This is a genomic window from Prevotella sp. E13-27 (assembly GCF_023217965.1).
Classification (GTDB): domain Bacteria; phylum Bacteroidota; class Bacteroidia; order Bacteroidales; family Bacteroidaceae; genus Prevotella.
Window position 1 is genome coordinate 799,807 of record NZ_JALPSC010000001.1, and the last position, 15,187, is coordinate 814,993.

General features: G+C 42.3%; 15 protein-coding genes and 1 pseudogene. 10 read left to right on the top strand and 6 right to left on the bottom strand.

Translation table 11 applies throughout. The annotated features are described in order from the left end of the window. From M1L52_RS03260 to M1L52_RS03300, 9 genes and pseudogenes are all read left to right on the top strand, one after another. Nucleotides 1–870, top strand: coding sequence for a capsular polysaccharide synthesis protein (locus M1L52_RS03260; RefSeq protein ID WP_248613400.1), 870 nt, complete (start codon nucleotides 1–3; stop codon nucleotides 868–870). Beyond that, the gene (locus M1L52_RS03265; protein WP_248613402.1) at nucleotides 867–1,847 is read left to right on the top strand and encodes a glycosyltransferase family 2 protein; all 981 of its coding nucleotides are present in this window, start codon (nucleotides 867–869) and stop codon (nucleotides 1,845–1,847) included. The genes M1L52_RS03260 and M1L52_RS03265 overlap by 4 nt, the downstream gene beginning before the upstream one ends. Before the next feature lie 4 nt (nucleotides 1,848–1,851). After that, nucleotides 1,852–2,517 (top strand): annotated as a pseudogene (locus tag M1L52_RS03270) (magnesium chelatase domain-containing protein); the annotation flags it as partial. A 202-nt stretch (nucleotides 2,518–2,719) separates the two neighbouring features. Continuing rightward, a complete protein-coding gene (locus M1L52_RS03275) occupies nucleotides 2,720–4,543 on the top strand; it encodes a recombinase family protein (RefSeq protein WP_248614562.1) in 1,824 nt (607 codons plus the stop codon). Nucleotides 4,544–4,787: 244 nt separating this feature from the next. Beyond that, nucleotides 4,788–5,141: a ParB N-terminal domain-containing protein gene (locus M1L52_RS03280; protein WP_248613404.1), complete on the top strand. Its 354-nt coding sequence runs from the start codon at nucleotides 4,788–4,790 to the stop codon at nucleotides 5,139–5,141. 9 nt (nucleotides 5,142–5,150) lie between these two features. Then, entirely contained in the window at nucleotides 5,151–5,882 is a 732-nt protein-coding gene (locus tag M1L52_RS03285; RefSeq protein WP_248613405.1) for a tetratricopeptide repeat protein, read from the top strand. Between the two features lie 56 nt (nucleotides 5,883–5,938). Continuing rightward, complete coding sequence (locus tag M1L52_RS03290; RefSeq protein WP_248613406.1) at nucleotides 5,939–6,985, top strand: hypothetical protein; 1,047 nt, start codon at nucleotides 5,939–5,941, stop codon at nucleotides 6,983–6,985. Nucleotides 6,986–7,100: 115 nt separating this feature from the next. Next, nucleotides 7,101–7,370 (top strand): hypothetical protein, encoded by a 270-nt coding sequence (locus M1L52_RS03295; RefSeq protein WP_248613407.1) that lies wholly within the window; start codon nucleotides 7,101–7,103, stop codon nucleotides 7,368–7,370. 50 nt (nucleotides 7,371–7,420) lie between these two features. After that, the gene (locus M1L52_RS03300; RefSeq protein WP_248613408.1) at nucleotides 7,421–9,148 is read left to right on the top strand and encodes a YfjI family protein; all 1,728 of its coding nucleotides are present in this window, start codon (nucleotides 7,421–7,423) and stop codon (nucleotides 9,146–9,148) included. A gap of 473 nt (nucleotides 9,149–9,621) precedes the next feature. Here the strand turns inward: M1L52_RS03300 and M1L52_RS03305 are convergent, their stop codons facing one another. Beyond that, nucleotides 9,622–9,777 carry a hypothetical protein gene (locus tag M1L52_RS03305; RefSeq protein WP_248613409.1) on the bottom strand — a complete coding sequence of 52 codons (156 nt, stop codon included), beginning with the start codon at nucleotides 9,775–9,777 and terminating at the stop codon, nucleotides 9,622–9,624. 7 nt (nucleotides 9,778–9,784) lie between these two features. Next, the gene (locus tag M1L52_RS03310; protein ID WP_248613410.1) at nucleotides 9,785–11,551 is read right to left on the bottom strand and encodes a hypothetical protein; all 1,767 of its coding nucleotides are present in this window, start codon (nucleotides 11,549–11,551) and stop codon (nucleotides 9,785–9,787) included. A 221-nt stretch (nucleotides 11,552–11,772) separates the two neighbouring features. On the opposite strand from M1L52_RS03310, the gene M1L52_RS03315 reads away from it, so the two are divergent. Beyond that, entirely contained in the window at nucleotides 11,773–12,300 is a 528-nt protein-coding gene (locus tag M1L52_RS03315) for a hypothetical protein (RefSeq protein ID WP_248613411.1), read from the top strand. A 27-nt stretch (nucleotides 12,301–12,327) separates the two neighbouring features. On the opposite strand, the gene M1L52_RS03320 is transcribed toward M1L52_RS03315, so the two are convergent. Genes M1L52_RS03320 through M1L52_RS03335 form a run of 4 tightly spaced genes read right to left on the bottom strand, consistent with a single transcriptional unit; the run spans nucleotide 12,328 to nucleotide 15,186 of the window. Continuing rightward, on the bottom strand, nucleotides 12,328–12,819 hold the full coding sequence (locus M1L52_RS03320) for a hypothetical protein (RefSeq protein WP_248613413.1): 492 nt from the start codon (nucleotides 12,817–12,819) through the stop codon (nucleotides 12,328–12,330). Between the two features lie 7 nt (nucleotides 12,820–12,826). Next, nucleotides 12,827–14,095 carry a zinc ribbon domain-containing protein gene (locus M1L52_RS03325; RefSeq protein ID WP_248613414.1) on the bottom strand — a complete coding sequence of 423 codons (1,269 nt, stop codon included), beginning with the start codon at nucleotides 14,093–14,095 and terminating at the stop codon, nucleotides 12,827–12,829. A gap of 1 nt (nucleotide 14,096) precedes the next feature. Then, a complete protein-coding gene (locus M1L52_RS03330; RefSeq protein WP_248613415.1) occupies nucleotides 14,097–14,357 on the bottom strand; it encodes a zinc ribbon domain-containing protein in 261 nt (86 codons plus the stop codon). Nucleotide 14,358: 1 nt separating this feature from the next. Continuing rightward, nucleotides 14,359–15,186 (bottom strand): zinc ribbon domain-containing protein, encoded by an 828-nt coding sequence (locus tag M1L52_RS03335; RefSeq protein ID WP_248613417.1) that lies wholly within the window; start codon nucleotides 15,184–15,186, stop codon nucleotides 14,359–14,361. Between the last annotated feature and the right edge of the window lies 1 nt (nucleotide 15,187).

Consider the following 15,187-nt stretch of genomic DNA (forward strand, 5'->3'; position numbering starts at 1 on the left):
ATGTCACATCTGTTATTTAGATTATCCAGTAGGCTTCAGCCTGTAAAAGGGCTCCTGCAGATTCAAAAGGAACGATTGCTCGTCAAATTGCTAAGTCAGCATATAGACTGGGTCGATTCTGATATTAGCGGGCTTTACCGCAATCCTTCCGTAAGAATGAACAAGACGATATGGCTTATGTGGACGCAGGGTCTGGAACAGGCGCCCCCATTGGTACTTAAGTGCTACGAGAGCGTTGAGCCATATCGGGGTGACTACGACGTGGTGGTGCTCACTGCCGATAACCTTTCGCAGTATGTCCGCTTGCCCGAACATATTGCCCATCTCTATCGGGAGAAGAAAATCGGTGAGGCACTCCATTCCGACTTGGTGCGTGCCTATCTGCTGCTCCAGTATGGCGGCATCTGGCGTGATGCTACCTGCTACCAGTCGGCTCCTTATCCTTCCTATGTAGTGGAAGCACCTTTTTTTATGTTCAGCAAGAGCCTGCTGGGTGGACAGCTCTCTCCAATCATCGGTTCCAGCTGGTTCATCAAGGCTGAGGCTGACAACGTGCTGTTGAGAAAAGCTTTCGCCTTCCTATGCGAGTATTTCAGACATAACTCCACTCCTCATAACTATTATCTCTTCCATCTTACGCTTACCATGCTTGTAGAGAGTGATGAAGATTGTCATCTGCTATGGCAGACCATGCCCTATGTTTGCAACATGGACCCGCATGTATTCTACTTCCATTGGGACCTGCCCTATTCAGCCGAGGGCTATCGCCATTTGCTTAATGCCTGCTTCATCCATAAGTTGTCCTATAAGTATGATCCTTCAATACTGGAGGGTGAACAAAATATGATTAAGCACTTCCTTGAGTCATGAAGATATCGATAGTCATACCTATTTACAATGTCTCTCAGTACATTGCCGACTGTCTGAACAGCGTCTTTGCTCAGACCTACGCAGGAGCCATGGAATGTCTGCTTGTTGATGATTGTGGCACCGACGACAGTATGCGAATCGTTGACGAGCTATTGGCCAATTATCACGGTCCCATATCCTTCCGTATCTTACACCATGAACACAACCGCGGACTATCAGCGGCTCGCAACACGGGCATGGCAGAGGCCACAGGTGACTATGTGTATTTCCTTGACAGCGACGACTATGTGCCTGCCGACTGCATTGAGCAATTGGTACGTCCTTTACGTCAAGGAGGTGTGATTGATGTAGTGGTGGGCGACTACCAGCAGGTGGGCGACGAACAGCCAACCAAACGTGCCTTGTCGGAAAGGACAATCGTGCAGCCTTTCGTGCTTCATGCCTACAACCAGTGGCAATGGTACACCATGGCATGGAACAAACTCTATCGGCTCGACTATATCCGTAGCGAACAGTTGCTGTTCAAGGAAGGAATGATTCATGAGGACGAGCTGTGGACTTTCCAAGTGGCATGTACAGCTCGTGCAGTCTATGTAACAACTGCCGTGACCTATGTCTATCGACTGCGCGGCAACAGCATCGTCACTGGTACTTCTCTGCAGAAGAAGATGTCGGCCCTGACCACTGTATTACAGGAGATGTGGGCGTTTGCCACTCATCGTGGTGTAGTTCATGATACTGATGTATATGAGAAGTTTCAGAGTATGTGTATCAACAACCTTAAACTGTTAAGGGGTGACCGCGAACAGTTTGCCCAGCATTATCGCCGTCAGCGTCAGATAGTGCGCTATGGGTGGAGTGATGTGTTCCGTATGAAAGGGTTCACCATCTATAGGTTGTTGCGTGATATCCACTGTCTCATGCCTATTTCTATGGCTGATCGGTGGCTGTATTTTGTATTAACCAATTGTAAATAAACCGATGCTAGTAAAAACATTCTGTGCCGCCGTCATGGGACTCGAAGCCGTCACGGTGACCATAGAGATAAGCATGACCAAAGGCATGCTCTTTCACCTCTCAGGAATGGCTGACACCGCCGTCCGTGAGAGCTACGACCGCATAAAGGCCGCTGTAGAGAACAACGGTTTCAAGATGCCCCTTGCCGAACTTACCATAAACCTATCGCCTGCCGACTTCAAAAAAGAGGGCAGTGGTTACGACCTCCCATTGGCTATAGGCATACTGGCAGCCAACCGCAAGGTAATGCCCGACCATCTACATGAATACATGCTTGTGGGCGAGATAGGTCTCGACGGCTCGCTGCGCCCCATACGCGGAGCACTGCCCATAGCCATCCGTGCACGTGCAGAGAAGTTCCGTGGTCTCATCGTTCCAAGACAGAACGTCAGTGAGGCTGCCGTGGTTAACAACCTCGATGTCTATGGCATGGACTCAATAATGGATGTTATAAGCTTCTTTAATGGCGAGAGAGAGTTTGAGCCTACACGCATAGATACTCGTAAGGAGTTCTATGAGCAGCAGGCAATCAGTGAACTCGACTATGCAGACGTGCGCGGCCAAGAGAGCGTGAAGCGTGCTCTCGAGGTGGCTGCTGCCGGTGGCCACAACCTCATAAAAATGTGTCCGATTATACAGGAACACAAAATGCTTGATATACAGTATTTTAGCATATTTCTTTGTCTTTTACAGCCCGATTTTCTCCAAAAACGGGTGGCTTAGAAATTTGGAGATTTCAGAAAATCTTTGTATTTTTGCCACCAAATTCAAGGAGATTGTAGCCACCAGGCACTCAATTCTTCGACAAAGGTAAGTAAAAATATTGAGACCAATGATAGATTTCGGGAAAAAATGTATAATTTTAACGCGAGTATCAACTTCGCAGCAGGATTATCAATTCCAGTTGGATGCGCTTTACAAGTATGCTAAAGACTTGGGACTTGATAAGCCATTGATTGATATATCTACGAAAGAGTCTGGTTTCCGTAGCATGGAGGCCAAAGACGGTTTCAAGCGTGTCATAGAATTCCTATCTGAGAATGATTGTCGTATAGTCCTATGTACGGAACTTAGCCGATTAGCCAGAGAGAAGATAATCCTGGAGCAAATCAAAGAATGGTTTGTAACCAATAAGATTCAGCTATACGTCAAAGACCAGAACTTCCGTTTATTCAATGACAACGGTGAGGTTGACATGAGTACCGACATCATCTTCTCTGTCTATGCTTCTATGGCACAATCTGAAATGAGAGAGAAGAAAAAGAGGATGGCCAGGGGTCTCAACTCACTATTGGCATCTGGGTATTCTGTGGTTGGCCCTACTGCTTTCGGTTACAGTAAACAGAAAACGGAAGAGAAAGTACATGGCAAATATCGGTCTATCTTGGTCAAGAACGAAGAACAGGCAAAACAGGTCCAAACGATTTTTGAATGGGCTTTGCATGGAATCAACGGGGATAAAACACGGTGTTCAGCGAGAGCCATCATGTTAGAATGTGTTGCCAGGGGCTTTGATCCTTACCTAACTTCCGTTAGCAATGTCAAAAAGTGCCTGACCAATGAGGGCTATACTGGTACTAAGACCACTCACAACAGAAGGAAGAACCCAGAATATTGGGACTACGGCCATAAGGATGCTCCCAGGTATGTTGATAGTACCAGCCATACCATTAAGTACCCTCAAATTATATCGAAAGAACTGTTTGATGCAGTTCAGAAACGAATGTACTCAGAATATAGTCACCTTGAAGAAGTGGCTACTAATGTATATGCAGACAAGTCGAGGACACATGTAACCATTCTGGCAAAGATGTTTATATGTCCTGTATGTGGCCGTTTCTTGGTTGGTAGCTATAGGTATAGGGATGATCGATTGATGGCCTATTACCGTTGTGGGCAGTTCCATGAGAATAGAAAAACATTTGCTATGCCATTGTTCGACACGGCCATCTGGAGTTTCTGCAAAAGTAATTGGGAAACCTATATTGACTTCCTTAAGAAATCGTCTGGCACTGATACTGCCGAAATTGAGAAAAGAAAGGCGAACTTTGAGCAGATGGTTGAAGCTATAGAAAAAGAGAAAGACGAGTACCTGGACCAAATTCTGAGTTTGGGCAGAATGTCACCGAAGCTTCAAGCAAGGGTAAAAGAAAAAGTTGCAGAATATGACAAACAGATAGAAAACTACAGGTCATCTATACTGAAGGAGCAAGAAAATCTGGATGTGATAAGCAGGATGACCGACCTCTCCGATACCGAAATAGCTTTAGAAACTTCTAAAGAGGATATGAGGAAGTACATTCAGATTCTTGTCAAAAGTTTAATACTGGTATATCGGACTGTTAGGCTGATAGTAATTGAAGTGAAACTTAATCCAGGAGTTGTCGTTCCTTACACAACTCCAGAAACTCAGGATCCTTCCTCGGACGTTTCTGTTTATCTTTTGGTAGACGGAATCCAAGGCTATACACCCAAACTGAGGTGTATCTACTCCCCGTCTATAACATTTGATGCCACTAATGGCACTTTTAAACGAGGGGAAGAAGTCATTACCACAAAGGACGTTTTTGAAGATAAGGAAGATGTCTTTTCAAGAGAGCTACTTTTTAGACGATTGAACATCTATCAGAACGACGTTCCTAAGAACAAGGCATAGATAACATAAAAATACAAAAAGAATCAGGCGTGTCATTATGGCACGCTTTTTTTGTGTTTATAACTTAAATATCGTCACTAATCATCTATCTAAAATCTACAATTATTCTAAGAATCTAAATCCTTTCTAAGATTATTCTAAATCGTTATGTATCAATGAAATCTGCAAAAATTATCAAGTTGCGCCTGCAAAAAATACCATAAATTTGCATCGTCAATCAGACAAAAACTGGTGACATTGAGATATGATTAAGTACATAACAAATCCACTTCAAAGGGCAGTCGCTGCTGCAATCGGATTCCCTACAACAGAGAGTCTGCTCTGTGAAGGACATACGGTTAGCCTACAGAATCTCAAAGATAGTGTAGGTTCCCGTCTGGTCATCCCTAAGAGGCCGTTATGTATGTCTCATGTTAGAAGTCTCGCCACCTCTATTCTAAAACATGGCTCTATCCTATTACCTATTATATTAGAGCGAAAAGATGACGAGTATGTTGTGAAAGATGGGTTTCATAGGCTTGCGGCTCTCGAATTAATCAAAGATACTCATCCCGAAGTAATGATAACAGTAAAAGCAAAATTGTTTAATTTAAAGTAATAATCAATTATGAAGAAGAACGTAATGAACGCCAACGCATCTATAGCAGAGGCCAAGGCACTAGAGAGAATGAACACTTTTTTTGAGGTTTTCGACCTGGAGCCTTCACAGTATAAAGCAGCAAAGATTGCTATAGACTATGCTGTGAAAGAGGTTGTTGATCCTGAAAATCACGAAGATGCTGTTTTGGGTACAGCTTTCGATTTCCTCTCTGGTTTTGAATATGCACGGAATACACGGAATAAATCCGTGAACTACATGGAGATTATCGAGGAGGTAATGCTATCCAAAGGCGTGAAGGCTGCTCTTGACTCTTTAGCAGGTTTTGCGGAAGAAGGAAATGCGGATGCAACTTATCTTCTAGCAGAAATTTATTTAAGAGGTGAACTTTGCAATCAAGACGAGAGCAAAGGGTTTAGGTATTTGCAATTAGCAATACAACAGGGAAGTGTTAAGGCTTTAGTTCGCTTTGCTTCAATAGGCATGCACGTCACCCACAAAAAAGGTGTTAATGAAGAAGATGAAAACGCAATTATCACCCCCATTCATGAAGCTGCTCTTATGGGTCATCCAGAAGCGGAAATGATACTTTCTCTTCTGTATTACTCATGGTACGAGGATAAAGGAACTGAGAATATCGCAAGCCTGTGGAAATTGAAGGCCAGCATTGATGGGTTCGATCAAGAAAAAGTTCTAGAGTTAATGGGATATGAAGAAGAGCTAAAGAGAGAGAAAGAATAATCCCATCTTTCCTCACTCACAGCTAACTCGGAATTTTCTTATATACAATATATATTATGAGTAAAATCAAAACAAAGATTGCCACAGTGAAGATAGTAGCCAAGGCAGAGAAGAAGAACACCCTCATTAACGAGGCAGAGGTTAAACAGTTCATCGACAACCGTCCTTTTGATGATGTTGTCCGTCAGTTCGCCCAGAAGGAATGGGATGGTCAGCCGCTCATTGAGGACAGAGTGTATCACCTGAATAAGATGGCTGGCCTGAAGGTTGCCATCATCAAGGACAACCGCCGGACATGGAAGCGTGGTTTGAAGATGATGTTGGCTTGCATGGCTAACGGAATGACCACACCTGCAATTCTGGTTCTAGCCAAGTTGGTCTATGATTGGGGGCTTCCCCTCATAGACCCGACATCAGGGCGTGAGCTTACAGCAGACGAATTAGAGGGTGTCTACTGTGTGATGGAGGGACATGGCCGTCTTGATGGATGGGTGAACTCTCTGGCCTACACCTCGAAGCAAGGTGGTGAGCCTTTTGACTTCCATTTCATCTATAGGCACTACAATACTCCAAAGGAATTAGGCATGGCTTATGTTTCTACCAACGCAGACATGACTCGCACCACGTCCAAAGATCAGATGGGCATAGCTGGCGCACGTTCCCAGAATCCATACGTCCGGGACTATCTGGATAAGATTAAGAAAGACGGCACTATTCCAAAAGCCTCAAACTTCTGGACTTTCGGCAGAGAGCTGACCAAGGAAGAGGTCAAGAAGCTAACCTGTGACCTTGAAGATGCACCTGTATTCGACAAGGACACGACTGACGCTCTAACTCAATGCTATGAGAGTTTCAAGGCTCAGTTCGGAAATGAAGGTGCCGAGAAAATCTATCGAGGTGTCTCTGCTGCCCAATGGTGTGCTGAACGGATTAACAAAGCCAAAGATAAGACAGCAGAAGCCTTGGCTATCGATGAGAAGGTACAGAACATGAGCAAGAGCATCTACACTGCCATTATTGGAGCTGAAGGTAACAAGAAGAAGCACGTCACAAAAGACCAAGTTATCAAGAAGAAACTTGACGAAATGATGAAAGCCGCATAACAGTAGTAACCAGAGGGTGCTGTCTTTCTCACAGGCGGCACTCTCATAACCGTTTCATTATATGTCAGCACAAGTTATAATTCCAAAATTCATTCCCAGAGGCAGAACTGCTATTATGGTCACTACCCTGGGTGTATGTGTGTCTGCTGCTGCCCTCTACGCTGTAAAGCACAGGGGAACAAGGACACAGGAGCCGACTATCCAAAAGGAAGTCAAGTATGTGTTCTTCTCTGCTAATGGAAAGCCTATAACCCTTTCGGAGCAGGAGCTTTACAGTATCAGGCAAATGCACGAAGATGGTATGCAGCCGTCTACCATCGGTGAGAAGTTCGGGCTAGAGACTGTGATGGTCATGCGTATCATCAACTGTGTCAAGTCCATGTAGTATTAACCTGGGAGGGGGCTTCGGTGTCCTCTCCCAAAATTTCTTTGCAGATGAACATCCCACTTATGAATTATGCCCCTGCCGCTATTTTAGCTAATTTAGATAGTCAGGGCGAACAAAGAGCATACAGAGCAATGGATAGAATGGAAAAAGGAGTTATTAATGTTGCTTTCATTCTTTTTATGCTTGGTCTCGTATTGGTTGTTATTAAGATAGCAGTTGACAAGGCTGGTACTTGGACTATCAATAAGGCTAATAATTCTGCCAAAATTGATCTGGAGCGAGTTAAGTGTGAGGAAAAGGCCAAACTTCGTGAAAGAGAATGTGAGGCAGAGGCAAAACTACATGATGCCAATAACCAGTCAGATGTACGAAAACATAGAGAAGAGAGACTGATAGATTTGGACTATGAGAAAGAAAAGGCCGGAATAAAACTTGCTGATGGCTTCACCCTAGATAGTAATGATAACGGCTCAGACAATTCTCCAAATGATAAACTTTGGCTTGATGACTACCGCAAGAAGCATCCTATGCCTCAATTACCGTCATTCCTAAAATTCATTCTTGGTTGCCCTGAAGGATATGAAATTGCAGTCCTTCTCAACATGCTTTCCATGCTTGGCGCCATGTGCTTTTCAAGAGTTCGAGCAAAATACCTTGACGGAGTGGCTAAAGCTCCTAATTTGCAGGTCATCATTGAAGGTATTAGCGGTGGCGGGAAGAGCCTGTTCAAGCGAATATATGACTTGTATTTTGGACGAATAAAGGAATCCGATGCTGAAAAGGAGAAATCTTCAAAAGATTCTGATGCTGAAAAGGAAAAAACTTCGGAACAGAAGATAATCTCCACTAAGGGCATCGATACTTCTACTGCGGCTCTATGTGAGTTGTTGGATGACAATCAAGGCGTTCACCTTTATATACAGGAATCTGAGATTATCCGTGTTGTTGAATTGCAGAAGCAAAGGAAGGGCATCCCAGCTTCATACTTTCTTCCAGCCTTTGACAATGATGACGTTATCCGAACCACAAAGAATGGTGAGACAAGATTCAAGCTGTATCTTAACTACACCTTTACGGGAACGGCAGAAGGCGTAGAACGCTTTATTAAAGGTAAAGTAGCGGATGGTACTGCTGGCAGAATATGTTGGGGGGTTATACCGATGGATATGGCTTGCATAAGTCAGGAAACTCCAGAGTTGCCCGAAGATGAACTTATAGAGAATTACAGAGACCAAGTCGACTTATGGAGGGGGAAATACTGCTTCACTACTGATGAAGAAGGTAATGACATCGCAGTTCCAGAACAAATGATAGATTTGTCTTATGTAAACGAGGCTTTGAGTAGGTGGCTTTCCAAACAGGAGAAAAAGAACGAACCTGAAAGAAATGCTGTGGCGAGAAGATTCGGAGAAATGGCCTTTCATTGCGCAATAATTCTTCACATGCTCTGGGGTGAGCCAAAAGAAGGTAATGAGGACAGGGATAAAGTCGTGAAATTGACCTTGTACTTAGCCGACTACTTGATAGAACGATACCTAAAGAAGTTCTCAGATGAATTGAAAGAGTCCTTAGAGAGGAATCGTAATGCAGAAAGTGTGCAGACGACATCTTCTTCAAGTTCCAAACCAGTTTTTACGGATGAACTATGTGCAGAACTCATAATGAAGCAGAAAGCAGGATCGACTTGGCTGGAAATAGCACGCGATCTATACACTACTGAGGATGCTGTTAAGGCTCAAATCAAGAGGTACAAAAAGAGGCTTAATGGCAAGTAGTCGGCATGTTATCATCACTCCTTCTAGAACGCGCAATCAATTAATGTTTGTGCGTTTTGTGTGTGTCAAAGGCGTGTCATTTCTTCAAAAAGGCGTGTCAAATCAATGTCAAAGTGGGGCTAACGGGCGTGTCACCATAAGTTGTTTGACACGAATCTGACACGCTACAACACATTTACTATTATTGAATATCAAGGACTTATGACAATTCGTGTTATGGTTGACACCATCCATGACATTATCTGACACGATACTATCGTTTAATTTTGGCCGTTTTTCTCATTCTACTATATAATGGAGGAGGTGTGCCAACACCTATATATATAGTTTAAGTCAGCGCATAATAAACGGAGGGTGAGCTGAGATTACTGTTGAGAAGTAGCCCACCCTCCTACCAGCCACATTAGGACTGGTTCACCTTTTTAATTCAAGCTTATGCGCCTCTTGTTGTTCTGGTTATGTTCCGCGCAGTCTTAGTACGCATCGGAGCCATCACCATATTCTGAATCATAGTTAAACTGATCATCTAATCCTGATACTCTCATTTCCCGTGCGCTACCAGCCAAGATGTGACATTGATGCTGCAACTGAATGACTTTCACAGTTGGCTTGCTATAATCTTTCTTCATACTGTTGTTATTTAATGATTTTCTTTCCATTCACGATATAAACACCCTTGGGAAGATCTTCAAGGTCATCCCCGGCATACAGACCATTGACGGTATAGACTTTCTGGGGTATGCCTAACAGTTCCTCACCACCTACAATATCCTCAATAGCAGTAGTCACGCCGTCGATACAAAAAGCCCTTGCCTTTGCTGCATTAGGACTGGCTGGCTCGAAATAAGCACGGAAACCTTTAATTGTTCCACCTGATGCAAGAGGTCTGATGGTATTGTTTGCTGACAAGTAATAGGAACCATCTGCGGGCTGGACTGGATTATAACAACCGACAAAATTGTAATCGCCACCATAAACCACCTTTGGAGTTTTGTTTGAATTAGTAATAATGCCACCAAAAGCACCATTATCTGTCCTTTCTTTTGTAAACTTTATCAAATACGGTTTTCCTGCTTCTATCTTATTTACTGTCTGGAATGTTAAAGTTCCATCTTCTGCACCTACAAATTCAGCAAAAACGCACTCTGGATTAAACCAGTCACGAGGTTGGAAAGCGAAAGGTGTGCATATTGTGTACCATTGATTAAGTTCAAACTGCCTTGTTATGCTAAATGGTATGCTGTAGTCTATATCTTGTTGAGTAAATACATTATCTCCTTCTTCTGACATTACAACTTTAATGGGGTCACTCCATGAAGAACGCATGAATACCTTTCTATTACCTTCTATGGGATAAACGAATCCACAAACTTTAGTGTTAGTATTGTGGGGTTGATACCATTCTATATCAACACCATATCCCATATCATTATCTACTATATAAACTTCTTCTGTTATTGGCATTATAACATGATTGCACTCATAGTTCATGTAATCACTCTCAGATATTTCTATAGGGCTGGCATTTCCATCGCCAGGATCGTCATAATTCCAGTTGTAATCGACGTACTTTAATTCAGTGTAGCCATTCTCTCTAGTATATAGAGCGTAGATAGTATCGGTCATTAAAGTTCCCATCCATTGACGTACACCTTCCGTTAATGCCATAGCACCAGTGTTGTCTCTAACAAAAGCTGGACGGTTTTCTAAAAGTATCGTCAGATTGGGATTGATATACTTTACAGGTGTATTACTAGGCAACTCTTTCAACTCGCTTACACTTCTTACCAAAGTGAAAGGTTGTTTGCCGTATTTGTGCTTGCCTGTCACCTTTACTTTTTTTATATACCAATTATTGTATGCCGATGGATTCTGGTCAAATTCAATTCTCAATTTTCCATAACCTACATACTCATCCAAATCTATTTCTGCTGTAGTGAAATATCTTTGATAAGCATTATATACAATGTTTGGAATACGATAAGATTTACCTTTTGAACCACAACTTATTACAATATAATTAGAACCGTTATCCCAAGAATCGGAAGGTATAAACACGTCACCTTGAATCGCATATTCAAAAGAAAGTTTCGTATCATAATATCCTTTGTCTGTGAAATCTATTAAGGGTACATTTAAGTACCAACTCATATACTCACTACTTATTACACTTGAAACCATCCATCCATTTTCTGCATCATATTGCCAAGGTTGGACTGTTGGAGGTTCTTGCCCCCAATGCCCCATTTCATCCCAATCAAATCTTGTGGTGAAATCCCCTTGACCATCGGCAAAATCCCACTCAAAGATAGTAAACACTTCATCTGGATCAACCTGCCCATAACTCGGTGACGCTACCATTCCAAGCAGCACAACCATTCCTAAAAGTAAAATTCTTCTCATACGATTCTTGATTAAAACATGAACTGATAACTTTTTTGGTGCAAAGGTCGCTACTTTCTGATACGCAGCAAAATTGCAACGGTTGCAGAATATACTCCAACACCCCTCCTTATTTTATATATAGATAGGCTCTTGTCGTTATAACCTTACCCAGAACTCGCAGTATCGACGGAGCATAGTGTTAAACCAGTCCCTGTTCACAAGACGAGGACGCAACAACTATGTTTCTTATGGACAACATCAAGCGAGAGATTAAAAGATTAGTTATGATGCTTCGTGAAAAAGGAGCGAGTGAAGAAGAAATTAGAGAGCTGTTCGAAGTGGAGCAAAGACCTCTGAGCCGCCTATTAGTAACAAAGGACTATAGGCTGCTGATTGGTAATGAAAGACTGGAGGTGAAGATGCGGCCAATATGCAAGGCCGTCTATCTGCTGTTCCTGAACCATCCTGAAGGCATAAGGTTCAAAGAACTGCCTGACTACCGGGAAGAAATCGGGAGATACTACCGTTCAATGAAGCTATCGACACAGGCTAGGAAGAAAGTCGAGCAAAGTATCATCAACGCAACTGACCCCATCAATCATTCCATCAATGAGAAATGTGCCAGGATCAAAGAAGCGTTCCTGAAGGTGATGGATGCTGAGACGGCCACACATTATTATATATGTGGGGAGCGTGGTGAAGTGAAGAGGATTGGACTGAGCAGGGAACTTGTGACCTGGGAGCAAAAAGAAAGCCCACCTGAATGATGGACTTATCTTGTATTCCCTATTTCATTACTTTCCGACGTTTTCTAAATCACAAATGGCGATTCTCACAACATACAATTCCTGTGTGGGGTCTGATTGTAAATAATCAACACTAACAACGCCTCTTCCTGGAGATTGAACGTCTGCTTTATACATGTTGCGGGATTCATAGAAATGTGTGTTGAAAGAACTGCATATTTTGGTTTTCCACCTCTCCACTTCATTTAGGATAGTCTGGCCATTGCATTCTTTCTGAGCTAAACATGCCACAATAGCAATCTTACCAGTTCTGGGACCGATTTCTGTCTGGATTCTCACAGGTTCGTTAAGGAATGACCCTTCCAAGAAAGTATAGCCTTTCCATACGGCTTTTTTGAATCCGTTATTTAACAACTTGGTCTCAAAATTCTGCTGGGTTCCATCAATGGGAATCCCATTGAAATTCATGTGCTTTACGCCTTGGGCATTTCCAACCAAGGAAACCAGGAGTAATGATAATGCTAAAACGACCTTCTTCATAAGCTATCTATAATGAAATGGTTTTTGTGGAATACTTGTACTTATACTCATAAGTAAAATCAGCATCAGGATTAGTAATCTCTCCATAAGTCAATGTTACCTTGTCCTTACTTCCACTGAACTCTGCTTTCACACAGCCACCGCCAGTCAACTCTCTACCCGAATAATGTTTCGGATCATAAGTCACCACTAAAGTCGCAACCAAGAAGCCTGTGCTATTTCTATCTGTTTCTTCTACTATAACAGTAATCTTTCCATTTCTATAGGCATAATCATTTATCTGCATTGTGCCATCATAATAAGTATTAAAGTCAACGGCGAATTCTCCCCCATTAGACAATGACTGATAGTAGATATATGGCTCAAATCGTCTTTTACTTCCTTTCAAATAATATACATGTTCGTCATCTTTACCAATTACAGTATATTTGCGTGAAACCTCTTTGAAAACGTCACTATCGTCAGCTATATCTTCCTGGAGGGCATTCTGACCCACATATTCCTCCAGTCTTTTCTTTACTCCATTACTTTCAAAATTATAACTGATTTCCCTAATTCTGCAATTTCCCTTAACATCTTCCAAATATAGGGTCACATTCTTTATGCTCCTTCCATTATTGTCTGTCAAATCAACTCTGGCAGAAGCTTTATTAGATGGGAAGAACGTAAGATCAACTTGCGTGATATTTACAGACATTTCACGCCATTCCTCTCCTTGAAGCCAGATGTGTTTTTTCCATATTGTTGCCCCATCTGGTGTCATATCCCTGGCTTTCACATAGAGATTATAAAACTCAGAGGTTAGGTATCTTGATTCGCAATTAGCATCAGGTGAACTAAATACATCAGCGTATATTGCTTCAACTTGTTTTCTTATCAAGGTTTCGGGGTCTGTTTCTTCTACTGTTGTTTGTTGTGGTTCTGCTGACGAGTCAGAATTCTTATTGCCTAATAAGAACCCAACTCCAATAAGCAAAGCAGCTGCAAGAATCCCAGCGACCCAATAAACAGCACTCTTCTTAGAGTCTGCGTTACCTTTGTTACTGGTTTCGCTATCTGGTTTACTCGCAACAAATGTATCGGTGGCCTTATCCTCTTCTATTTCTTCTTTTGGAGCCACTTGTTCAACGGGAGCAACGTCCTGGGGCTTGACCTCTTCCCCTTTAGTTGCTACTTCATTTGTATCTTCATTAAGCCATTGGCCACAGAAACGACACTTCTTTGCAACAGCCTTTATCTCTTCGCCACAATAAGGGCATATCTTTGTATCTTCCATATCACTTGAACATGAGTTTTATTAGTTTTACCAACGTGGGTAACATTAGAGCTACAAATACTATTATCGCTATCAAAAGATAACTCTTCCATTTTTTCTTATCCTCGTTTTTTGTAATAAGGTTATAATCGGAACGTGGATATGTAGGCTGTTGGCTTCTTGTCTCAGGCTGTTCCGTGAGCCACTTGCCACAGTACCTACATTTCTTTGCAATAGCTTTTATCTCTTGTCCGCAGTAAGGACACTTCTTAGTATCTTCCATCTTAATTCATTATGTCTAATAGAACTTGTATATCTTCTTTCTCTGTTACGGCTCGATCTTGCATCTGCATCGTTCCGAACTTCCCAGCTATTATGTCGTTTAGATATGACAATCTCAATTCCAGCCTTTCTTTGCGCTCTTTTCTCTTTTCATCAGAAGAAAGCCCAAGCCTGTCATTCATTTGCTCTACGGTTACATCGAAATTTTCAAAACTCTCTTTGTAAGCGTCATATTGACCAATCGTTGAATGTGGCAACTCCCTAAATTTCCTAATCCGAACTAAGCAGTTTAGCTTCTCTGACAAGTTAGACAGATACTCCCGATATTCACTAATCGCTGTTGAATCATTGGCTATGCGGTCACTGAATTTTGCTCTCAATATCGGGAACTGTTCAAGTAGCTGCTGGTTGCTTTCATAGTCTGAGTATATATCGACCTGTTCAAAAATAGCCCTGTCTAATTTGTTATATCGCTCTAAAGACATGTCGGTGCTATTCTTATACCTATTAACTACTTTATCAGCATTTGCACACTCTTTCCTAATTGAATCTAACAACACCAAGCATTGCAGGGAATCTTTAGTAAAGATGTCAGTAGGGTTCTCTTGTTTCCTTTCAGTATGACCTGTGAAAAGCCATACAACACCTCCACCAATAATGACCACCGCCAGTACAACAAAGAGGTATATTTTTAACTTCCTATTAGATGAAGATAGCATGGTTGTTTCTGCCGAAGATTCTGTCTCCAGCCATTCGCCACAGTGCTTGCATTTTTTCGCTACAGCCTTAATCTCGCCTCCGCAATATGGGCATTTCTTCGTATCTTCCATA